Origin of the sequence: Leclercia sp. 119287, from assembly GCF_009734485.1 — a bacterium.
Lineage (GTDB): Bacteria > Pseudomonadota > Gammaproteobacteria > Enterobacterales > Enterobacteriaceae > Enterobacter > Enterobacter adecarboxylatus_C.
This window is the reverse complement of record NZ_CP046445.1, coordinates 3,434,036-3,455,381: the sequence shown is the minus strand read 5'-3', so window position 1 is coordinate 3,455,381 and position 21,346 is coordinate 3,434,036. Positions and strand designations below refer to the sequence as shown.

The window sequence follows — 21,346 nt, the reverse complement described above, 5'->3', positions numbered from 1 at the left end:
ATGACTTTTCGTGGCCTGGAATGTTGAATGACGGTTTTAAAGAATCTATTATTAATATAGATTTAATTTCGCCAGGTAAACAGTTAAATAAAATTAATGAAAAACATAATTGATATTAACGGAAAGAGCTTCCTGCTTGCTCTGGCGTTATGCATGATTGTCGTGCCTTTTTCCCGCCTTATTTCACCCAAATCTGTTGTCGATGGCTTTGAGGTTTATCTTGCTTGGATGCCGCTGAGCGTCATGCTGGCGATCGTATTATTATTTGGTCGTCAGGCCATCCTGCCGATTATTATCAGCTTTGCCATCCTTAACGAATGGAATTTACAGCTGTCGGCAAAGCAGGATCTTATCCTGCTTTTTTGCCAGGTATTTAGTACTTTAGCGGTATGCGCCATACTCCGCTGGCAGGTGGGGTCGCGCTGGCGCTACCATGTCCCCAGCCGGTTCATGGCGGCGCGCATTGCGTGGCTGGGGTTTGTTCTGCCGCTGGCAATAAAACTGTCGATGTACCTGGCAGGCTATATTTGCGATTTTCCCGTTACCCTCGCCAATTTCACCGACCGGGGCTCAGTAATATATCATGTTGTCGATGTTCAGAGCCTGGTTTGCGCCGTTATCATCTTTACCATGCTGTTCTATTATCCGTTAAGAATGATTATTAATCCGAATTATGCGCGCCTTCTGGCGAAGAAATATACATAATTCCTTTTCGTCCCGAAACCAGTTATTTACATCTGCATTACTTATTTGCCTTATTGTTGGGCTTCTTCTGCTCTGTTTACCCTTTACGTCAGATATTATTGCCGGCTATCTGGTGCCAGTTATTTTCATTTTATTTACAATTGGCATCAGTCGATTTCGCTATCCGCTGATAATCCTTGGTTGGGCGCTAAGCGCATTGATGCTGCTGACCTATAACAGCAATTTTTTGCAGGGCGTGCAGAATGGTTACTCGCTGGCGTTTGTGCTGTCGGTACTTATCTCCTTCGCCATCTGTCTGGCTTATATGTCGCGCATTTATCAGCGCAGCGAATGGCTGAAGCGTGGCTGGCAGGAGAGGGCGCTGGTCGATCCGCTGACCGGCTTGCGTAACCTGCGCGCCCTGGAGTCCTTTCTGACCGACAACAAGGGCATCACCCTGTGCTGTTTGCGAATGGATAACCTGGAGTTTCTGAGTCGTCATTATGGCCTGATGATGCGGGTGCAGTGTAAACGCGCCATCATTCGTGAGTTGCAGCCGTTGCTGATGCCTAATGAATATGTTTTCCAGATCCCCGGTAATGAACTGGTGGTGGTGCTCAGCGGCCCGGAAACGGGGGCGCGGTTACAGCACATTGTTGATCATCTGAATAGCCGTAAAATCTACTGGAACAACACCGGGCTGGATATTGAGTTTGGCGGCGCCTGGGGAGGCGTGGAGTACAAATGCGGTGAAAGTCTCTACCATACGCTGGGTCAGCTCAGCTGGCTGGCCGAAAAGTCCTGCCCGGCGCATCAGGTTCTGTCGCTGAATAACAGTCTGGAGACGGTCTCAGGGCAGACGACGGAGCGCGTGCTAATGCTCAGCCGGGTCAAACGGGCGCTGGATGAGGGCGGCTTACGCCTGTATGCGCAGCCCATCCAGAGAGGCGATGGCGTGGGCTACCACGAAATCCTTTCACGTCTGGAGAGCGAAGGGGAGATCCTGACCCCCGATAAGTTTCTGCCGCTGGTGGCGCAATTTAACCTGAGTCGGCGCTTCGATATCAGCGTGGTGGAGGCGCTGCTGGCATGGCTGCGGGATCATCCCTCGGAAAATTGCTGTGCGCGTTTCTCGGTGAACCTGATGCCCTTGACGCTGATGCAGAAAGAGGTCGCGACGGAGATCATTGCCCTGTTTGAACGCTACGGGATAAGGCCGCAGACGGTGATCATCGAGGTGACCGAAGAGCAGGCGTTCTCTAATTCGGAAGTCAGTATCGCCAACATTCAGCAGCTGCGTCACTACGGCTTCAAGCTTGCCATCGACGATTTCGGTACCGGTTACGCCAATTATGAACGTCTCAAGCGCCTGCAGGCGGATGTCATCAAAATTGATGGCTGCTTCGTGAAGGATATTTGTAGTGACAGTATGGATGCGATGATCGTGAAGTCCATCTGTAACCTGGCGAAGACCCGGTCCCTGTGTGTGGTGGCGGAGTATGTTGAAACGGAGGAGCAGCGCGAGATGTTGCTCGCCTCGGGGGTAGATTATCTTCAGGGGTATTTAGTGGGCAAACCGCGCCCGCTCAATGAATTACAGGCGTAAAAAAACCGGGGAGGATAAGTCCCCGGTTTTTTTTAGCTGATTACAGAACCAGTGCAGCGATAGACGCAGACAGGACGCTGACCAGCGTGGAGCCGTAAACCAGTTTCAGACCGAAGCGGGAAACCACGTTACCCTGCTCTTCATTCAGGCCTTTAATCGCACCGGCGATAATACCGATAGAAGAGAAGTTGGCGAAGGAGACCAGGAAGACGGAGAGAATGCCTTCGGCGCGCGGGGAGAGGGAACCGGCGATTTTCTGCAGATCCATCATCGCGACGAATTCGTTAGAAACCAGTTTGGTTGCCATAATACTGCCCACCTGCAGCGCTTCGCTTGCCGGCACACCCATTACCCAGGCTACCGGGTAGAAGATGTAACCCAGAATGCCCTGGAAGGAGATGCCCAGCACGGCAGCAAACAGGGCGTTCAGCGCGGAGATCAGGGCGATAAAGCCGATCAGCATCGCCGCAACGATAACCGCTACCTTGAAGCCTGCCAGGATGTATTCACCCAGCATTTCGAAGAAGCTCTGACCTTCATGCAGGTTAGCCATCTGCAGGTTCTCTTCACTCTCATCCACGCGGTACGGGTTGATCAGTGACAGAACGATAAAGGTGCTGAACATGTTCAGAACCAGCGCAGCAACCACGTATTTTGGCTCGAGCATGGTCATGTACGCGCCCACGATAGACATGGAAACGGTGGACATTGCCGTGGCCGCCATGGTGTACATGCGATTGCGGGACATTTTGCCGAGGATGTCTTTATAGGCGATGAAGTTCTCAGACTGACCCAGGATCAGGGAACTTACGGCGTTGAAAGATTCCAGTTTGCCCATGCCGTTCACTTTAGACAGCACGGTACCGATAGCGCGGATCACAATTGGCAGAATGCGAATGTGCTGCAAAATACCGATCAGGGCAGAGATGAAGACGATAGGGCACAGCACCTTCAGGAAGAAGAATGCCAGACCTTCATCGTTCATTTTACCGAACACGAAGTTGGTCCCTTCGTTAGCGAATCCGAGCAGTTTTTCGAACATCTCGGAGAAGCCTTTCACAAAGCCCAGCCCCACGTCTGAGTTCAGGAAGAACCAGGCGAGCAATACTTCAATAACCAGTAACTGAACAACATAGCGAATGCGGATCTTTTTGCGATCGCTGCTGACCAGCAACGCAAGCACGGCAACAACAACGAGTGCCAGGACAAAATGTAGGACGCGGTCCATATTTGCTCCAAATATGAGGCAGGTTTAATTTCGCTGCACATTCTATGAAACAAGCGTAAAGAAAACGAGATCAAAGCCACACTATAGTCACGTCCTGTGACGAGACTCAAAAATAGTGACATACGATACATTTTCGTTATGTTGTGTAAATGAATTAAAAGTTAAGTTTCTGTGCTACGCTTCACAAAGGTTGCGTGCATTTTTCGCCCGTCAGCCTATCCACGAGTCCAGCCTGCTTATTGTTCTTCGCTATCACTGTAATCAATACAAACAAACTAAATGAACTTGATAATCATTCGCATTTTGATAGCATTAAACATAGCAAAGGCTATATTTCTGAGGCAAAAATGACCAATAGTCGCGTTGATGAGAGTAGCAGTGGCAGAGCAGCACGCAAAATGCGGTTTGCATTAATGGGACCTGCGTTTATTGCCGCCATTGGCTATATCGATCCCGGTAATTTTGCGACCAACATCCAGGCCGGGGCCAGCTTCGGCTATAAGCTGCTGTGGGTGGTGGTGTGGGCCAACCTGATGGCGATGATGATCCAGGTGCTGTCGGCCAAACTGGGCATTGCCACCGGTAAAAACCTCGCAGAACAGATCCGCGACCACTATCCGCGTCCGCTGGTCTGGTTTTACTGGGTGCAGGCCGAGATAATCGCCATGGCGACCGACCTTGCAGAATTCATCGGAGCCGCGATCGGCTTTAAGCTGATTCTGGGCGTATCGCTGCTGCAGGGCGCGGTTTTAACCGGTATCGCCACCTTCCTGATCCTGATGCTGCAACGACGCGGGCAGAAGCCGCTCGAAAAGGTGATTGGTGGCCTGCTGCTGTTCGTAGCGGCGGCCTATATTGTTGAGCTGATTTTCTCCCAGCCTGACTTCGTACAGTTAGGTAAAGGGATGGCGATCCCGAGCCTGCCCACCACCGAAGCGGTCTTCCTGGCGGCCGGGGTTCTGGGGGCGACGATTATGCCGCACGTGATTTACCTGCACTCCTCGCTGACCCAAAACCTGCACGAAGGGTCGCGCCATGAACGTTACTCTGCAACCAAATGGGACGTGGCGATCGCCATGACTATCGCCGGTTTTGTTAACCTGGCGATGATGGCCACCGCCGCGGCGGCATTCCACTTCAACGGCCATACCGGTGTTGCCGATCTCGATCAGGCCTATCTGACGCTGGAACCTTTACTCAGCCACGCGGCGGCCACCATTTTTGGCCTGAGCCTGGTGGCGGCGGGACTCTCGTCGACGGTGGTCGGAACCCTGGCGGGGCAGGTTGTGATGCAGGGATTTGTGCGCTTCCATATTCCCTTATGGGTGCGTCGCGCCGTCACTATGCTGCCGTCCTTTATTGTGATCCTGATGGGGCTGGATCCAACCCGCATTCTGGTAATGAGTCAGGTGCTGCTGAGTTTTGGTATTGCGCTGGCGCTTGTGCCGCTGCTGGTGTTTACCAGCGACAAGACGTTGATGGGCGATCTGGTGAACAGTGCATTGGTCAAACGGGCAGGGTGGGCGATAGTGGTGCTGGTGGTAGCCCTGAATCTGTGGCTGCTTATCGGCACGGCGTTGGGGTTATAAAAAAAGGCGCCGCGAGGCGCCTTTTTTATATTAGTGACGATGTCCGTGTCCGTGACCTTTGCGGCCGCGATGGTCATCACGATCCCGCCAGCCTTCGCGGTAGCCGCGCTCATAGGCGTTACGTTTATCCCAGCCACGATGGTAGCCGTTGTCATGTTTGTGCCAGCGTTTGCCACGCCATTCATAATTACGATGCCAGTAGCCGCGGTCACGCCAGCCGCCACCGTCCCAGTAGTTACCGTAATTATCGCGATCGCCAATTTGTAATTTTACTGATGGCAACAGGGTGATTTCGCCAGCATTAGCGACCAGCGGAGCTGAAGCCATTAATACTGCTGCCAGAATCAGGGACCTGAACATTATTATTCTCCTTCACGATCGGAGCCGTAATCGGCTTGTTAACGCAATATTAAGGGGCGGTAAAGCCCCGGATAATCGCTTTAACTCCTAATTCAGAAGGCATAGCACTTTTTGCTAAAAGTGCTTTTAATTCGCGCTGAACAGGATAGATTCTATTTCGTTCAGTTCCTCAGGCGTGAAGTGACGATTCGCCAGCATACCTACGGCGTCGTCGATTTGCGCCGTTTTGCTGGCACCAATCAGCACTGAGGTGATAGCTTCGTGATGTAATACCCAGGCCAGCGCCATCTGCGACAATTTCTGATTACGGCGTTCGGCCAGCGCATTGAGTTTACGGACCTTCACCAGCTTTTCTTCCGTGATCTGATTCGGGTTCAGGAAGCGGCTGCCGCTGGCCGCGCGGGAATCTGCCGGGATCCCGTTCAGATAACGGTCGGTCAACTGGCCACCTGCGAGCGGCGAAAATGCGATGCATCCCACCCCCTTCTGCTTAAGCACATCCAGTAATCCCTCCTCAGGCGCGCGTTCCAGCATCGAAAATTTAGGCTGGTGGATCAGGCAGGGGGTGCCTAAATCATCGAGGATCCCGATAGCCTGTTGGGCCAGCTCTGCCGGGTAGTTGGACAGCCCGACGTACAGCGCCTTGCCCTGACGCACGACGTGGTCCAACGCTTTCATCGTCTCCTGCAGCGGCGTTTCCGGATCCGGGCGATGATGATAGAAGATGTCGACATACTCCAGTCCCATCCGTTTCAGGCTTTGGTCGAGGCTGGCAATCAGGTATTTACGCGAGCCCCAGTCGCCGTAAGGCCCGTCCCACATGGTATAGCCCGCTTTGCTGGAGATGATCAGCTCATCGCGCAGGGCGCTGAAATCTTCCTGCAGGATCCGCCCGAAGTTACGCTCTGCCGATCCCGGCGGCGGACCGTAGTTGTTGGCAAGGTCGAAATGGGTAATGCCCAGATCGAAGGCACGATGTAAAAGTTGACGGCTGTTTTCAATCAGGGTGGCGTCGCCAAAGTTGTGCCACAGCCCGAGGGAGATGGCGGGCAGCTTAAGACCACTTTGCCCACATCGTTGATACACCATTGATTGATAACGGTTTTGATCTGCCTGGTAACCCATGAGTTTTTCCCTCTGCGTCAGAAAGTCATTCAGTGTATACGTTTACACCACGACCGAAGCAAACAGATTACCGCGCAAAAATACGTAAAGCATGGTTTCCACGCTCTGATTATAACCATTCCTGGACAGCTATCACGCTTCTTCAATACTCAAAGTGAAGTCAACATTATAAGGATAATAGTCATGCTTACCCCCTACACCGTCGCCGATTACCTGCTGGACCGCCTTACAGATTGTGGTGCCGATCATCTGTTTGGTGTGCCAGGCGACTACAACTTACAGTTCCTCGATAACGTTATCGCCAGCCCGGATATTGGCTGGGTGGGTTGTGCTAACGAATTGAACGCCGCCTACGCCGCGGATGGCTACGCGCGCTGCAAAGGGTTTGCCGCGCTGCTGACCACCTTTGGAGTGGGCGAGCTTAGCGCCATGAACGGTATCGCGGGCAGTTTCGCCGAGCACGTACCGGTTCTGCATATCGTGGGTGCGCCGGGAAGCGCCTCGCAAAAAAGAGGGGAGTTGCTGCACCATACCCTCGGTGACGGCGAGTTTCGTCACTTCTATAAAATGAGTGAGCCCGTGACCGTCGCGCAGGCGCACCTCACCGAACAAAATGCCTGCTATGAAATCGACCGGGTATTGACCGAAATGCTCCGGGAGCGCCGTCCCGGCTACATCATGCTACCTGCTGATGTGGCCAAAAAACCTGCCAGTCCGCCTGTAAGCGCTCTCATTGACCGTCTTTATGAAAGCGACAGCTTCCGCCTCGATGCCTTCCGCCAGGCGGCAGAGAAACGGCTGGCTGCGAGCGACCGCACCGCGCTGCTGGCCGATTTCCTGGTCCTGCGCTACGGTCTGAAAAACCAGCTCCAGCGCTGGGTGGAGCAGACGCCAATGGCGCACGCCACCCTGCTGATGGGGAAAGGAATTTTTGACGAGCGCAAACCGGGCTTCGCGGGCACCTATAGCGGTTCTGCCAGTGCGGGCGACGTCAACGAGGCCATTGAAGGCGCCGATACGGTGATCTGCGTGGGGACACGATTTACCGATACGCTTACCGCCGGGTTCACCCATAAGCTTACGCATCAGCAGACGATTGACGTTCAGCCCCACGCCTCGCGGATCGGGGATGTCTGGTACACAGGGATCCCAATGTCCCAGGCGATTGAGGTGCTCTCGAGCCTGTGCCATCAGTACGTCAGCGCCACCGCGGCGAACCGTCCGGCACGGCAGCTGCATGCGGTCCATCCCGGCACGCTGACGCAGGATAGTTTCTGGAAAACGCTGCAAACCTTTATTCGCCCCGGGGATATTATTCTCGCCGATCAGGGCACCTCGGCCTTTGGTGCCGGCGCGCTGCGTTTACCCGAAGACGTGAATTTTATCGTTCAGCCGATCTGGGGCTCGATTGGCTATACCCTTGCCGCCGCCTATGGCGCGCAGACGGCCTGCCCGGATCGCCGCGTGATTGCCATCACCGGCGACGGCGCGGCGCAGCTCACGATTCAGGAGCTGGGCTCGATGCTGCGGGATAAACAGCGTCCGGTGATCATGGTCCTGAACAACGAAGGCTACACGGTGGAGCGTGCCATTCATGGCCCGAATCAGCGCTATAACGACATTGCGCTGTGGAACTGGACGCAGATCCCGCAGGCCCTCAGCCTGGATTGTCAGGCCGAGTGCTGGCGGGTGAGTGAGACGGTGCAGCTGGAAGAGGTGCTGGAGAGAGTGGCGCACCCGGAACGGCTTTCGCTGATTGAGGTCATGCTGCCGAAAGCCGATGTTCCGCCGCTGTTGAGCGGCATCATCCAGGCGCTGGAAGCGCGTAAAAGCGCCTGATTACTTATCTTCGCGCCAGGCAATCATCATCGGTCTGCCCGCCAGCAACAGCCAGGCGGGCAGCATCACGATACAGAGCAATGGCAGCAGGGTGGTGTCTGGCACCACCACTGCCGCCATAAACAGGCTCAGCCAGGCATCCCGGGTAACAACCAGCACCAGCCCCAGAATTGAACAGGAGATGGTGATCGCCGCCGGTACCGCCTCGACGTGCTCATGCAGCATCAACCCCAGGGCGACGCCGATAAAGACCGCCGGGAAAATGCGCCCCCCGCGAAAACCGCAGGCCGCTGCCACCACCAGCGCCGCCAGTTTGATCAGCGCAAAGAGCAGATAATCTGAGACGCTGAACAGCTGGCCGAACGCCATCTGCTGCATCTCATCCAGTCCTTTGAACAGCGTAATGTTGCCCCCGATAGCGCCGAGGATCCCCAGTATCAGCCCACCCACACCAAGAATAAGTACCGGGTGCTTCAGGCGATGCATCAGCCGGTGCAGGCGCGGCAGACACCAGACCGCCACCATCCCCAGCGCGATGGCAATGGCGGCGACAATCGCCCCGCTAAAGATATCCACCAGCTGCATCTGGCTGTAGTGGGCGAGGGGCAAGGAGAAGTGGGGATGGAAAAACAGGCTGGTGGTCAGAGCGCCGGCGGCCGCAGACAGCAGCGGGGCGAACAGGCGATCCCAGAGGGGGATCTCGGCGTTGCCGCTCAGGGTCTGGGAGAATATCAGGGCCGCTGCGACGGGCGTGCCGAACAGCGCGCCTATGGTGCCCGCCGAGGCGAGGATGGTCCAGTCCAGGGCGTTAACCCGGGGAAAGACACGCGAACCCACGGCAACGGCGAGGGCGATATTCACCGCCATCACCGGATGCTCTGGCCCGAGGCTGACGCCCCCCGCGAGTCCGATAATCAGGGCGATAATCAGCCCGGGCAGGGCTGCGGCGTCCACCGGCGCGCCAATCAGCGGTTCTGTCGCCGGGTCCGGCCCGGCGTGGCCCGGGCTGTAGCGGATCACCAGCCCTACGGCGATACCGGTCAGGGTCAGGGTCAAAATCACCCAGGTCGGGGAGCTCGCGCTGAGGCCGACCGTGGAAGGCAATGACGTCCACAGAATTGACTGTAATACTGAGGCGACTTTCATAATCACAATCAGAATCAGGCTGGAGGCGACGCCAATAATCAGCGCGGGAGGGGCCAACAGCAGCATCGTTCTGGCTCGCGGATGGAGCATGATGATTTCCTTGTAAAAATTGGCGGTCTTTACTTTGCACGCTCAGACTGATGCTAATAGTGCAAATGGTGCTGAAACGGTAAAGTGAATCTGTGACGAAGATCGATAATCCTGGGGTGCTTTTATTCAGGTCGTTGTTGTTATCGGGCCTTGAATTTAGAGTGTGCCAAAGAGTTATTTTGACTTTAGCGGAGCAGTAGAAGAATGACAAAGTATGCTTTGGTAGGTGATGTAGGAGGCACTAACGCGCGTCTGGCGTTATGTGACGTCAACTCGGGGGAGATCTCCCGCGCCAAAACCTATTCCGGGCTGGATTATCCCAGCCTTGAAGCGGTGGTTCGTGTCTATCTGACCGAGCATGATGTCAGCGTTGAGGATGGCAGTATCGCCATTGCCTGCCCGATTACCGGTGACTGGGTGGCGATGACCAACCACACCTGGGCGTTTTCCACGGCGGAGATGAAAGCCAACCTTGGCTTTGCGCATCTGGAAATTATTAACGACTTTACTGCGGTGTCGATGGCGATCCCGATGTTAAAACCGGAACATCTGATCCAGTTCGGCGGTACCCAGCCGGTGGAAGGTAAGCCGATCGCCGTTTACGGTGCCGGCACCGGTCTTGGCGTCTCGCATCTGGTACACGTCGACAAGCGCTGGATCAGCCTGCCAGGCGAAGGCGGCCACGTGGATTTCGCGCCTAACAGCGAAGAAGAGGGCATTATCCTCGAAGAGCTGCGCGCAGAGCTCGGCCACGTGTCGGCGGAGCGCGTGCTCTCCGGCCCGGGGCTGGTGAATCTCTACCGGGCGATCGTCAAGTCTGACGGGCGTCTGCCGGAAAACCTGCAGCCGAAGGACGTAACCGAACGCGCGCTGGAAGATAGCTGCACCGACTGCCGTCGTGCGCTGTCGCTGTTCTGCGTCATCATGGGGCGTTTTGGCGGCAATCTGGCGCTGAATCTGAGTACCTTTGGCGGGGTCTACATCGCGGGCGGGATCGTACCGCGCTTCCTCGACTTCTTTAAATCCTCCGGCTTCCGCGGCGGGTTTGAAGACAAGGGCCGCTTCCGCGACTACGTTCGGGACATCCCGGTGTACCTGATCGTGCATGACAACCCGGGCCTGCTGGGTGCCGGGGCGCATCTGCGCCAGACCCTCGGCCAGGTGCTGTAATCCTTCCTCCCCGGTGAACGTCTGTTCACCGGGGATCGCCTTCACAGGTGCATCAGCTGGCGAAAATCTTTCACCTTGCTGCGACTTACCGGCACCTGAAAATCCAGATCCTTCAGCCGCAAAATGTAGGTGTTATTAAACCAGGGCTCGATCTCGCGGATCTTGTGCAGGTTTACGCAGAACGAACGGTGGCAGCGGAAAAAATGGCTCGTCGGCAGCTTGCTGCAGAATTCGGTAATGTTCATCGGCATCACGAACGACTCGCGACGGGTATAGACAAACGTCATCTTCTCATGCGCTTCGGCGTAATAGATATCGTCCACCGGCGTCACGATGATGCGTTCGTCCTTGATCAAATTGATGGTGTCGTTTTCACGCGTGACCGGTGAGGCTGCGACCTGTCCCGCGCCCGACTGCTGGTGCCAGGCTTGCTCAAGCTTTTGCAGCATGCTGACGATCCGCGACTCCTGATACGGCTTCAGAATATAATCGAAGGCTTCCAGCTCGAACGCCTCCACCGCATGCTCTTTCCATGCGGTAACAAAGACGATAAAAGGCTTACTGGCAAACTGGCTGATGTTTTGCGCCAGCAGCACGCCGTCCAGCGACGGAATATTGATATCCAGAAAAATGGCGTCGACCCTGTTGTGCTGAAGGTATTTCAGCACGTCCAGCCCGTCCTCAAAGGTGCCGACAATCTCCATCTGGCTATGTTCTTTGATAAGCCAGCTCAGCTCCTGTTGAGCGAGTATTTCATCTTCCACAATGATGACTTTCATGGGCACTCTCTCTACGACAATAACAACGTCTGCGCATGAACGGCGGAGCGTTCATTAGGCACATAAAAGGCGATCTCGGTGCCCGGCTCAAGGCGGCGAATGTGCAGCCCTTCACCATAGAGCAGCTTCACGCGGTGGTGAACATTCAGCAGGCCAATTTTATTGCCGGGCATTTCGTTCGACTCCACCCGCTCAATCACTTTCGGATCGATACCGTGGCCGGTGTCGCGTACCGCCACCCGCACGCGGTTACCGCACTCCGCCACGCTTATTGTCACTACGCCTTTACCCTTACGCGGCTGAATACCGTGGACAATGGCGTTCTCCACCAGCGGCTGGATCAGCAAACTCGGGATCACACAGTTCACTTCCTCATCGATGTCGTAGATGACGGTGAGCTTATCGCCAAACCGCGCCTGCTCGATGGCGATGTAATCCTTAATCTGGTAGAGCTCTTTTTTGATGTCGATCTGCTCATCATCCTTCAGCTCAATGTTGTAGCGCAGGTAGCGCGACAGATTAAAGATCAGCTGACGGGCGGTGTCCGGATTCAGGCGGATCGACGAGGAGATGGCGTTCAGGGCGTTGAACAGGAAATGGGGGTTAATTTTACTCTGCAGGGCGCGTAGCTCGGCCTTGTTAGCCATCTCCCGCAGCTGCTCGGCACGAGACACCTCCAACTGGGTGGAGATAATCTGCGACAGCCCGACCGCCATCTCCTGCAAGGATGAGGTGATCTGGTGCGCGTGGCAGTAGTAAATTTTTAGCGTGCCGGTGACGATCCCTTTCTCCCACAGCGGGATCACCAGCATGGAGTGGATCTCCGGGGTGCGGTGGGCTTCATCGTTATTCTTGATGATGATTTTGCCGTCGCTGATGGCCTGGCGGGTGGTGGGGCTAACGGTATCGTCATTATCCCGGTAGTTATGCTCGCCCACGCCCACGTAGGCCAGCACCCGGTCAATATTGGTAATAGCCACCGCATCGGCGTGAATATCGCTGCGGATGATGTCGCACACCTGACGCAGGGATTCGGCATTAATATCGCGAAACAGCGGCAGGGTTTTATTAGCAATATCCAGCGCCAGCTTGGCCTGCCGGGCGGCGCTGGCCTCTTTTTCACCCTCCACGCTCTGCACCAGCAGCACGATAAAGCCGATGCAGACGGTGCCGAGGATCATCGGGATGCCGATTTTCGACACAATATCCAGCCCCAGTTCGGCGGTCGGCGCCCAGGCCACCACCAGAATCATGGTCATCGTTTCACAGACCATCCCGCCGATAATGCCCGCCCGCCAGTGCTGCTTTTTGGGGAATTTGCGGTTGATCCAGCCCGACATCGCGCCCGCGATGACGCAGGTGATAAGGCAGGGAACAGCCGTCACGCCGCCGATATCGATCAGGTAACGGTGAAGCCCGGCGATGACGCCGGTGATAATCCCCACCCAGGGGCCAAACAGGATCCCGCCTGACATCACGGCAATAATACGCACGTTGACCAGGGAGCCTTCCACCGGCACCCCGGACCAGGTGCTGAACAGGGCAAACATCGAAAAGATGACGGTGACCGCCAGCAGCTCGCGCGGCGAGTGGGCTGATTTATGCAGCAGCTCGCGGAACAGGCGGATACGGATCAGGAAGAACAGGCAAATCAGCATTAATGCCGCGCGATCGAAGACCGCCAGCAGCATATTGAATATTTCGTGCACGGGTAAACCTGGGAAAACGGGAAAGAACCATGATAAAAAACCTGACGCCCAATGACCAGCCATCCGTAGAATTTATGAAATGAGGATAAACCATACAGTTCAAAGGGGATAAACTGAGGTTCACCTGAAAGTTGTACTTGTGAGAAAAACCACCCAAAAGTCGTAAATCCATTGATATTAAAATGTTAAGAAAAAGGCATCAGAGATGCCTCTTTTTATTATCACTTCCTGTTTTAGCTGCAGCAGTGTTCCCGTTTTAGCGCTACGTTTTTTTTATTTTTGCCTCTCGACAAGTCGATTTTTTTCAGGTTATTTTCTAAGCACGCCACACATCGTGGCGACGTCGCTCGGACGGTCCGGGCGCTAACGTTATCTGAGGTAGGTATGGCTGATTCCAGTCCTGAACGCCGTTTTTCGCGTATCGATCGTCTCCCCCCGTATGTGTTTAATATTACCGCTGAACTGAAAATGGCTGCGCGTCGGCGCGGCGAAGACATTATTGATTTCAGTATGGGCAACCCGGACGGCGCCACGCCGCCGCATATCGTGGAAAAACTCTGCACGGTCGCCCAGCGCCCGGATACGCATGGCTACTCCACCTCCAAAGGGATCCCGCGTTTACGCCGTGCCATCTCGCGCTGGTATCAGGACCGCTATCAGGTTGATATCGATCCCGAGAGCGAAGCCATCGTTACCATCGGCTCGAAAGAGGGGCTGGCGCACCTGATGCTGGCGACGCTGGATCATGGCGACACGGTGCTGGTACCGAACCCCAGCTACCCGATCCACATTTACGGCGCGGTCATCGCCGGCGCGCAGGTACGCTCCGTGCCGCTGGTGGAAGGTGTCGACTTTTTCAACGAGCTGGAACGCGCTATCCGCGAAAGCTATCCGAAGCCGAAGATGATGATCCTCGGTTTCCCCTCCAACCCGACCGCCCAGTGTGTCGAACTCGATTTCTTTGAAAAGGTAGTGGCCCTGGCGAAGCGTTACGATGTGCTGGTGGTGCATGACCTGGCCTACGCCGATATCGTCTATGACGGCTGGAAAGCCCCGTCGATTATGCAGGTTCCCGGCGCACGCGACGTGGCGGTGGAGTTCTTCACCCTGTCGAAAAGCTACAACATGGCGGGCTGGCGTATCGGCTTTATGGTCGGCAACAAAACGCTGGTGAACGCTCTGGCGCGCATTAAAAGCTATCACGACTACGGCACCTTTACCCCGCTGCAGGTGGCGGCCATTGCTGCCCTGGAAGGGGATCAGCAGTGCGTGAAAGATATCGCCGCCCAGTACAAACGCCGTCGCGATGTGCTGGTTAAAGGGCTGCATGAGGCGGGCTGGATGGTCGAGATGCCGAAAGCCTCGATGTACGTCTGGGCAAAAATCCCGGACGCCTACGCCGGAATGGGCTCGCTGGAGTTCGCCAAGAAACTGCTGCAGGACGCGAAGGTCTGCGTCTCACCGGGCGTGGGCTTTGGCGAGTACGGCGATACGCACGTGCGTTTCGCGCTGATTGAGAATAGCGACCGTATTCGACAGGCGGTGAGGGGGATCAAGAGCATGTTCCGTGCCGACGGGCTGTTGCCCCAGGCGACAAAAACCTCGCCAGAGCAGGCCGGTCAGTAAGCGCCAAAAAAAACAGGAGCCAGTGGCTCCTGTTTTTTTCACTGCATTTTCTTCGCTCAGTTCATCATCAGGGCAAAAGTGCCGACCCAGGCGAACACAATAACCGAAAAACCCATAAAGAAATATTTCACGTTCATCGCTCCGCGTATATCGTGATACGCATTAAATACAGAGTCCAACTGAGTATAGAGAGGTGAAGTCAGGCCAGGACGGAAATGAGAATTATCCCCGTTATGGCGTCAACTCCAGCTCAGAATTCTGCGCTTCCCGCTGCCAGACGGCGCTAATGTACGCCTAAATTTCAGGGGTGACAAGAGGCATTTTTTTAAATAATTTCCGCGACTTACGAGTGTCGTGGAACGGCGACAGTTTAATTTCGTGGGGTAATAAATCGCGCTTGAGCAACATAGCGTGCTAACGATAAAGCGGGGTGATTACAGGTGATTGAAAAGGTTAGTCTCAAGGCGAAACTAACCTTCGGCAGAGGCTTAACGATAGAGGGACGCCTCGCCCTCGGGACGAGTTTTGAAGCGGCGATGCACCCACAGATACTGTTCTGGCGCACGCATGATCTCTTTCTCGATCACCTTGTTGATCCAGGCTGCGGCAGCAACCTCTTCCTGCGGATAGTTTTCCAGTTCCGGCATGATAAACAGGCGATAACCGCTATTATCCGTTTTTCTCACCATTGTGACGGTCAGCATCGTGGCTTTGGACAGGCGTGAAATCACGAAGGTTCCGTTAGTCGTCGCAACATCTTTCACCGCAAAGAACGGGGCGAAGCTGCTGCCATTGCGGCCATAATCCTGGTCCGGGGCAAACCATACCGCTTCCCCTTTTTTCAGGGCACTGACCAGTCCGCGTAAATTATTACGGCTGATCATCGCCTTATTAGAACGCATACGACCGCGGGTCTGTACCCACTCCATCAGCGCGCTGTTGTGCGGCCGATAGGTGGCCATCATGGGCTGGCACAGCCCCATCACGCGACCGCCCAGTTCCAACGACATAAAGTGCACGCCGATCACCATCACTCCACGGTTTTTGGCCTGCGCACGCTGTAAATTTTCCAGACCTTCGACATCGAACCACTTGCGTACCCGTTTGTCCGGCCAGAACCAGGCCATCCCCGTTTCCAGTAACGCCATGCCGATGGATTTAAAGTTTTCAGTAATCAGATGTTCGCGCTCTTCGGGCGATAAGGCCGGAAAACAGAGCTCGAGGTTTCTGCGGCCAATGGATTCCCGACGTTTCAGAAAACGACGCGAGAGACTACCGAGGGTGGCACCCAACCAGAGCAGCACCGGGTAGGGAAGTTGTACGAGCAGCCACAGAACACCCAGACCAAACCACGTAAACCAGTAACGGGGATGCAGAAGGGTGAGTGTGAATTTGCATTGAGACAAGATAAGACAACCTTTATGAAGAGTGTGGAGGTAGCGCCAGACGGGCGATACGCCGTACTGCTTTTATGACCCGTATTAATACTAACGGTTCCGGGCTGTTACCGTACAGGTCGACTGGTCTGATAATGCGAGTTGCCGTTGGGCGGCGTAATGTAGCACTGAATATATCTTAACTGCTATCACTACTTTGTGCTCAAAAAACAGCAGTAAAAGGCGTCGAAAACGGGCCGATTCATTGTCCCAAAAAAGACATTAGTTTTCATGTGTTTCATAGCCAAAATCAAAGCCCATCAGCAGGTTCTGGCGCAGGGCGTGATTCAACGGATAGCTGTAACTTTGCCCGATGCTGACCACATGAATAACCCGTAACAGTGTCCCGCCGCCCAGCCTCGAGGGTTCGTCGGTGATCGCCACCTCCGCCCCCTGCAAACCATGACGTAAGGCGTGATAAGCCGGAGAGGCCGTGATGCTGTTATTCATCATGCTAAACACGCCCGGCAGCAGGCAAATCAGCAACACCGGGAAGGTCAGCGGATGGCGATTAAGCAGGCGAACCGGTCGCCAGGAGGTGATATAGAGCAGGGCCGCGCTCAGGGGGAGCAGCAGCAGGTAGAGCAGTTTTGCCAGATGGGTGAGGGCACCGAGCAGCGAGAACATTAACGCAATCGGCGGGACAATCACCGCCCGCGCCGCATCCTCTCCCTGCTTTTCATTCGCGCCGCCCGCGCCGTAGCTTGCCAGCCCGGCCTGCAGGCGCGGGATCTGCTGTTGCACAGCGTAATCAAGATGGGGTGCCTGTAGTTCAAGCGCAAACAGTTTCAGGGCGTCGTCTTTGGGGTACTCAGAAAGGATCCTGCTCTGGCGGGGGAGGGACAGCTTGTCACGCAGCGTTTTCTGCACCACCTCCAGCATGAAAAACGCCTCCCAGTCGAGCCGGGCAGGGATTATCTCCCCCTGATAACGCACCTCTTTCTGTGAAACATCGTAGTAGTCGAGATAGTCCCTGTAAATTTCCGCGCGCGCCGCCAGCCAGGCTTTGTAATAGCCGAGGAGCCCCCCCTCCTGGACGCTGATGCTGTCACGCAGGTTCTGCGCCGCCTCGTTTTCGAGCAGCTCGTGATAGCGGCTGACCGAGCTCATCAGAAGCGGCAGCATAGCTAAAAACGCTTTCCCCGACGGGCTGGTCCAGGTCTGCCGCTGCCCGCCGTCGGGATCCAGCGGGATCCCCTCCAGCGTCTGATGCCCGTCGATTAAGGATTGCTGGTAGAGCTGCGCCAGCAGCGCCTTATGCCGAAATTCGCCGGTGCTTTGCGCAACCTGATGCTCAATCACCCGTTCCACCGTCTGCCAGGTCACCACGCCGGCCAGCAGGCAGAGCGAAAACACCATGCTTGCCACATACAGCGCAGGAAAATCGATGCCACGTTTTTTCAGCCAGGCGTTTCCGCCCAGCACCAGCTGCAGTACCAGCAGGGACGCGGCGATGGCGGTTAACGCCCGGCCGTAGCGTTCCATACTGTGGATTTCATCGGGCGTGGAGAGACTTCCCACAAGATCCAGCAGGCGCGAGTTGAATGCCAGCTCACAGATGAGATAGGTGAGGGTGAGGATAATTACCAGGACGTTCTGCCAGAGAGGCAGCGTCGGGCGCTTGATCTCAGGGCGGCTGCTCAGTTCACCGATGACGCGTTCCGTCATGATTTCAGCTCCAGACTCGTCTGACGGGTTATCGCCGGTTGCCAGATCTGCTCGGGCAACGAATTGTCCAGCACCGGCATTGCCCTGGGCTGTGGTTGGTCTGCGGCTTTGATCTGCGGCCGTTTTTTCACTTTCACGGGTGGCGGCTCGTCCTCTGGCATTTCGCTGAACGATTCCTGCACGCGCTGCACGGGCATCACCGGGGGATGAACGTACCCAGGGCGATAGTATTTTTGTACCGGCCGTTCCCGGCTGGAGGCATTTTCATGGGAAGAGCACCCGCTTACGCCCAGGAGTAGCGCTAACAGCATCAGCCCGCAGCGGGGTATTTTTTGCAGTGGCACGCTCATCAGTTTGTCCTGACCCTGTTCACAGCGGAGGGATGTCTCCTTAACTGTAATCGGGAATTTTAAATCAGGCAGTTGTATCGCCTGAAAATTCGCCATTTGCGCCGCTTCGGTGAGGCGGCGACATGGTCAGTATGTATCCAACGCCAACATTTATTCCTCATGATTTTTTATTATTCATTTCAGGACCATCAGCCTGGGTGATGAGACCAAAGTTCATGGTCAGCCTGCGTTTATCACTACCACGGGCGGGGGCGCAGGGTTGTATCCTCAGGATTTTGGGATATGTCCGCGCTGCGGACAAAGACGAATGGCGTTGACCGCGGCATTACCCAGCAGATTGTGGTACATCGGCGGGGCGGCGGGGCGTTCCAGCAGTTCCACCCGGTGGCCATGTTCCCGCAGCGCAGCGGCAAAGCGCGCCTGCAGATCGAACGGCGTATTGCGGTCCTGTGGGCTGCCGATCACCATAATCAGCCGCAGAGGATCGGCGGCGATCCCGTCAAGATGATCGAGCGGATCCCATGGGTGCGGGAGCCCGGTGGTGTCCAGTGCCAGTGTCAGAGCTTTGCCCTGGCGCAGACGTAAACGCTGCGCCCGCTCCAGCAATCCCCAGGCGCCGGAGGAAAGTACCGCGCAGTCGATATCGCGACGGCCGGTGGTCAGCAGCGCCGAGGCGGCGGTTGAGCCGCCGCTGTGACCGCTGAGGATAAAACGCTGAATACCGTAGCGGGCTTTGATGGCGTCAAGGGCGGCCGCGATCGCCTGAAACTCTTCCAACTGACGACGACGGTAGTGGTTGCCGCTGGAGCCGTAGGTGCCGGGGCGGGCGATAACAATCGTCGGCAGCCCGGTCTGGCGCAGCATGGTGCGGGCCAGTCGGCGCTGGGCACCGGCAGTGTTGCCGGGGATGGCGTCGGGTGAACGCTTTATCTGTGAGACCCGGTCGCCTTTCAACACCACCAGCGCCAGCGGGGCGTCACGCAGATTTCCGGCGCTGAAATAGCGCATGCAGGCCTCGCCGCTCGGGTACTGCACCCAGGCGGCGTCGTTGCTGGAGGGGCAGTGTTGTCGGCTGGCCGGTTGGTTCCACAGCAGCGGCTCTTCAGCGTGAGCGAAAGCGCTTATCAGCAGCAGAAACCCTACCCTGGAACATCGACTCACAATACCTCCCCGGCAGAAACAATAGACATACAGAATACACAACGCATTACACATAATGTTATCATCGGTTAGGATTTTTCTGACAGGATTCCTCTGGCGTTATCAGGAGTTAACATGCCGCTCAGTGACTTACTTGCGCAGACCCGCCCGGCGATGGAATTGCTGGACGTTGCGCCTAAACCGCCCGTTTGCCCCTCCTGGGCGATCTTTTTTAGTGCTTCCGACAGTCAAAACCGTGCGCACATTGTGCAGGGTCATGGCGATACCTTTGATCAGGCCTGGCAGCAGGGCGCCGGGGCGCTACAACAGTGGCAACAGCAGAGCGGAGCTGACGTCCGCTGGCTGCGGGTTGACCTCGTCGATAAAGTGAAAGCGCTGCGCTGGGACACGCTGCAAGCCCAGTTAGCCAAAACAAAACGTAACTATTTTCGCTATGGCCTGAGCTTCGATCCGGCGTTTCGCTATGCCATGCTGGAACAGGAAATTGCCGCCAACGCGCTTCTCTATCACGGCGATCACGGCGTCGCCACGCCGAATGCCAACAACCTGGCCCATTTTACTCGTCGTCGCTTCGGGGCGGTGCTGAGCTGGCCCGAACAGCCTGACCAGGCGCTCTGGCGTTTCACCACCCGGGCCTTTTTCTGCGATGGCGAGCAGCTGTTGCCTGTCGAGTCGATCGGGCGTAACAGCGGTTACCGCCAGCTACCCGACTGGCAGGCGACGGCGCTGGATCCGATGATCGCCTCGGCCACTGATTATCTGGCGCGCCAGATTACCCCTTCCGGGCGCTACCAGTACGGCTGGTTCCCCTGCTTCGATCGCGCCATTCCGACCTATAACGCCCTGCGCCACGCCAGCTCAACCTATGCGCTGCTCGAAGGCTGGGAGGTGACGCGACAGCCTGCGCAGTTCGCGGCCATCGAGCGTGCGCTGGCCGATCTCTGCACCAGCTTTATTCGCACTTATACCCTGCCGGATGGCAGCGAAGCCGATTTCCTGGTGGATACCGGGGATGAGATCAAGCTGGGCGGCAACGCGGTATGCATCCTGGCGATGGCGAAATACAGCGAGCTGACCGGCGATCTCCGTTATATGGAGCAGATGGCGCGGCTGGCGAACGGGATTGGCTTTATGCAGGATCCCCAGACGGGTGGGTTTGTGCATGTGCTGAACGGCCGGGATCTCTCCCTGAAGGCGGCGCACCGCATTATCTATTACGACGGTGAAGCGGCTTTCGCGCTGATGCGTCTCTACGGGCTGACAATGGCGCCGCGCTGGCTGGCAATGGTCGAGCGGGCAATGGATCACTTTATCGAACAGAAGCACTGGCAGGCCCACGATCACTGGCTCAGCTACTGCGTGAACGAGCTGACGCTGTACCGGCCGCTGGAGCGTTATTACCAGTTTGGGCTGGATAACGTGCGCGACCACCTCGATTTTGTCCAGAACCGGGTTACCACCTATCCCACGCTGCTGGAGCTGATGATGGCCGCATCACGGATGATCGCGCGGCTTGAAACCTCGCCGCATAAACACCTGCTGGCGGGCTTCGACATGGCGGTATTTAATCAGGCGCTGGAGACCCGCGCCCGCTACCTGGCTAATGGCTTTTTCTGGCCGGAGCTGGCGATGTTCTTTAAAAACCCGCCACGTATCGTCGGCAGTTTTTTTATTCGCCACCATAGCTACCGGGTGCGGATCGACGATGTTGAGCACTACCTGTCTGGCTATGTCGCGTATCGTCAACGCTGGCGCGCCCGGTCAGGCGAGCAGTAAGCCG

General features: G+C 56.0%; 16 protein-coding genes and 1 pseudogene. 6 read left to right on the top strand and 11 right to left on the bottom strand.

Annotated elements, in window-relative coordinates; all coding sequences use genetic code 11:
* Positions 1-96: 96 nt before the first annotated feature.
* Positions 97-2,290: pseudogene (locus GNG27_RS16595) on the top strand (EAL domain-containing protein).
* A gap of 40 nt (positions 2,291-2,330) precedes the next feature.
* Here GNG27_RS16595 and GNG27_RS16590 read toward each other — a convergent pair.
* Complete coding sequence (locus tag GNG27_RS16590) at positions 2,331-3,518, bottom strand: NupC/NupG family nucleoside CNT transporter (protein WP_039032602.1); 1,188 nt, start codon at positions 3,516-3,518, stop codon at positions 2,331-2,333.
* Positions 3,519-3,865: 347 nt separating this feature from the next.
* Between GNG27_RS16590 and GNG27_RS16585 the strand changes: the two genes are divergently transcribed.
* Positions 3,866-5,107 (top strand): Nramp family divalent metal transporter, encoded by a 1,242-nt coding sequence (locus GNG27_RS16585; RefSeq protein ID WP_142486628.1) that lies wholly within the window; start codon positions 3,866-3,868, stop codon positions 5,105-5,107.
* A gap of 30 nt (positions 5,108-5,137) precedes the next feature.
* Here the strand turns inward: GNG27_RS16585 and ypeC are convergent, their stop codons facing one another.
* Entirely contained in the window at positions 5,138-5,467 is a 330-nt protein-coding gene (ypeC, locus tag GNG27_RS16580; protein WP_142486627.1) for a DUF2502 domain-containing protein YpeC, read from the bottom strand.
* A 126-nt stretch (positions 5,468-5,593) separates the two neighbouring features.
* On the bottom strand, positions 5,594-6,592 hold the full coding sequence (locus GNG27_RS16575) for an aldo/keto reductase (RefSeq protein ID WP_156264311.1): 999 nt from the start codon (positions 6,590-6,592) through the stop codon (positions 5,594-5,596).
* Between the two features lie 183 nt (positions 6,593-6,775).
* Between GNG27_RS16575 and ipdC the strand changes: the two genes are divergently transcribed.
* Positions 6,776-8,431, top strand: a complete 1,656-nt coding sequence (ipdC, locus tag GNG27_RS16570; RefSeq protein ID WP_142486625.1) for an indolepyruvate decarboxylase — start codon at positions 6,776-6,778, stop codon at positions 8,429-8,431.
* On the opposite strand, the gene GNG27_RS16565 is transcribed toward ipdC, so the two are convergent.
* Positions 8,432-9,667 carry an ion channel protein gene (locus tag GNG27_RS16565; RefSeq protein WP_142486624.1) on the bottom strand — a complete coding sequence of 412 codons (1,236 nt, stop codon included), beginning with the start codon at positions 9,665-9,667 and terminating at the stop codon, positions 8,432-8,434.
* A gap of 204 nt (positions 9,668-9,871) precedes the next feature.
* On the opposite strand from GNG27_RS16565, the gene glk reads away from it, so the two are divergent.
* Positions 9,872-10,837 (top strand): glucokinase, encoded by a 966-nt coding sequence (gene glk, locus GNG27_RS16560; RefSeq protein WP_142486623.1) that lies wholly within the window; start codon positions 9,872-9,874, stop codon positions 10,835-10,837.
* Positions 10,838-10,878: 41 nt separating this feature from the next.
* On the opposite strand, the gene GNG27_RS16555 is transcribed toward glk, so the two are convergent.
* Together GNG27_RS16555 and GNG27_RS16550 are read right to left on the bottom strand one after the other, a co-directional pair.
* Positions 10,879-11,616, bottom strand: coding sequence for a LytTR family DNA-binding domain-containing protein (locus tag GNG27_RS16555; RefSeq protein ID WP_142486622.1), 738 nt, complete (start codon positions 11,614-11,616; stop codon positions 10,879-10,881).
* A gap of 11 nt (positions 11,617-11,627) precedes the next feature.
* Positions 11,628-13,325 (bottom strand): sensor histidine kinase, encoded by a 1,698-nt coding sequence (locus GNG27_RS16550; RefSeq protein ID WP_142486621.1) that lies wholly within the window; start codon positions 13,323-13,325, stop codon positions 11,628-11,630.
* Between the two features lie 384 nt (positions 13,326-13,709).
* Between GNG27_RS16550 and alaC the strand changes: the two genes are divergently transcribed.
* Positions 13,710-14,951 (top strand): alanine transaminase, encoded by a 1,242-nt coding sequence (gene alaC / locus GNG27_RS16545; protein WP_142486620.1) that lies wholly within the window; start codon positions 13,710-13,712, stop codon positions 14,949-14,951.
* A gap of 56 nt (positions 14,952-15,007) precedes the next feature.
* Here the strand turns inward: alaC and ypdK are convergent, their stop codons facing one another.
* From ypdK to GNG27_RS16520, 5 genes are all read right to left on the bottom strand, one after another.
* The gene (gene ypdK, locus GNG27_RS23905) at positions 15,008-15,088 is read right to left on the bottom strand and encodes a membrane protein YpdK (RefSeq protein WP_098946261.1); all 81 of its coding nucleotides are present in this window, start codon (positions 15,086-15,088) and stop codon (positions 15,008-15,010) included.
* A 351-nt stretch (positions 15,089-15,439) separates the two neighbouring features.
* On the bottom strand, positions 15,440-16,360 hold the full coding sequence (lpxP, locus tag GNG27_RS16535) for a kdo(2)-lipid IV(A) palmitoleoyltransferase (protein WP_142486619.1): 921 nt from the start codon (positions 16,358-16,360) through the stop codon (positions 15,440-15,442).
* A gap of 249 nt (positions 16,361-16,609) precedes the next feature.
* Complete coding sequence (locus GNG27_RS16530; protein WP_156264310.1) at positions 16,610-18,055, bottom strand: hypothetical protein; 1,446 nt, start codon at positions 18,053-18,055, stop codon at positions 16,610-16,612.
* The gene (locus GNG27_RS16525; protein WP_156264309.1) at positions 18,052-18,405 is read right to left on the bottom strand and encodes a hypothetical protein; all 354 of its coding nucleotides are present in this window, start codon (positions 18,403-18,405) and stop codon (positions 18,052-18,054) included. Before GNG27_RS16525 ends, GNG27_RS16530 begins: the two co-directional genes overlap by 4 nt.
* Positions 18,406-18,672: 267 nt before the next feature.
* A complete protein-coding gene (locus GNG27_RS16520) occupies positions 18,673-19,566 on the bottom strand; it encodes a S9 family peptidase (RefSeq protein ID WP_231600405.1) in 894 nt (297 codons plus the stop codon).
* A 114-nt stretch (positions 19,567-19,680) separates the two neighbouring features.
* Here GNG27_RS16520 and GNG27_RS16515 point away from each other — a divergent pair, with 114 nt between their 5' ends.
* Positions 19,681-21,342 carry a Mur ligase gene (locus GNG27_RS16515; protein WP_156264308.1) on the top strand — a complete coding sequence of 554 codons (1,662 nt, stop codon included), beginning with the start codon at positions 19,681-19,683 and terminating at the stop codon, positions 21,340-21,342.
* The last annotated feature ends 4 nt before the right edge of the window (positions 21,343-21,346 follow it).

What these genes read in the sequence shown, in the direction of transcription:
- GNG27_RS16590 (WP_039032602.1), bottom strand. Translation starts at nt 3,518, where the DNA reads ATGGACCGCGTCCTACATTTTGTCCTGGCACTCGTTGTTGTTGCCGTG.
- GNG27_RS16585 (WP_142486628.1), top strand. Translation starts at nt 3,866, where the DNA reads ATGACCAATAGTCGCGTTGATGAGAGTAGCAGTGGCAGAGCAGCACGC.
- ypeC (WP_142486627.1), bottom strand. Translation starts at nt 5,467, where the DNA reads ATGTTCAGGTCCCTGATTCTGGCAGCAGTATTAATGGCTTCAGCTCCG.
- GNG27_RS16575 (WP_156264311.1), bottom strand. Translation starts at nt 6,592, where the DNA reads ATGGGTTACCAGGCAGATCAAAACCGTTATCAATCAATGGTGTATCAA.
- ipdC (WP_142486625.1), top strand. Translation starts at nt 6,776, where the DNA reads ATGCTTACCCCCTACACCGTCGCCGATTACCTGCTGGACCGCCTTACA.
- GNG27_RS16565 (WP_142486624.1), bottom strand. Translation starts at nt 9,667, where the DNA reads ATGCTCCATCCGCGAGCCAGAACGATGCTGCTGTTGGCCCCTCCCGCG.
- glk (WP_142486623.1), top strand. Translation starts at nt 9,872, where the DNA reads ATGACAAAGTATGCTTTGGTAGGTGATGTAGGAGGCACTAACGCGCGT.
- GNG27_RS16555 (WP_142486622.1), bottom strand. Translation starts at nt 11,616, where the DNA reads ATGAAAGTCATCATTGTGGAAGATGAAATACTCGCTCAACAGGAGCTG.
- alaC (WP_142486620.1), top strand. Translation starts at nt 13,710, where the DNA reads ATGGCTGATTCCAGTCCTGAACGCCGTTTTTCGCGTATCGATCGTCTC.
- ypdK (WP_098946261.1), bottom strand. Translation starts at nt 15,088, where the DNA reads ATGAACGTGAAATATTTCTTTATGGGTTTTTCGGTTATTGTGTTCGCC.
- GNG27_RS16530 (WP_156264310.1), bottom strand. Translation starts at nt 18,055, where the DNA reads ATGACGGAACGCGTCATCGGTGAACTGAGCAGCCGCCCTGAGATCAAG.
- GNG27_RS16525 (WP_156264309.1), bottom strand. Translation starts at nt 18,405, where the DNA reads ATGAGCGTGCCACTGCAAAAAATACCCCGCTGCGGGCTGATGCTGTTA.
- GNG27_RS16515 (WP_156264308.1), top strand. Translation starts at nt 19,681, where the DNA reads ATGCCGCTCAGTGACTTACTTGCGCAGACCCGCCCGGCGATGGAATTG.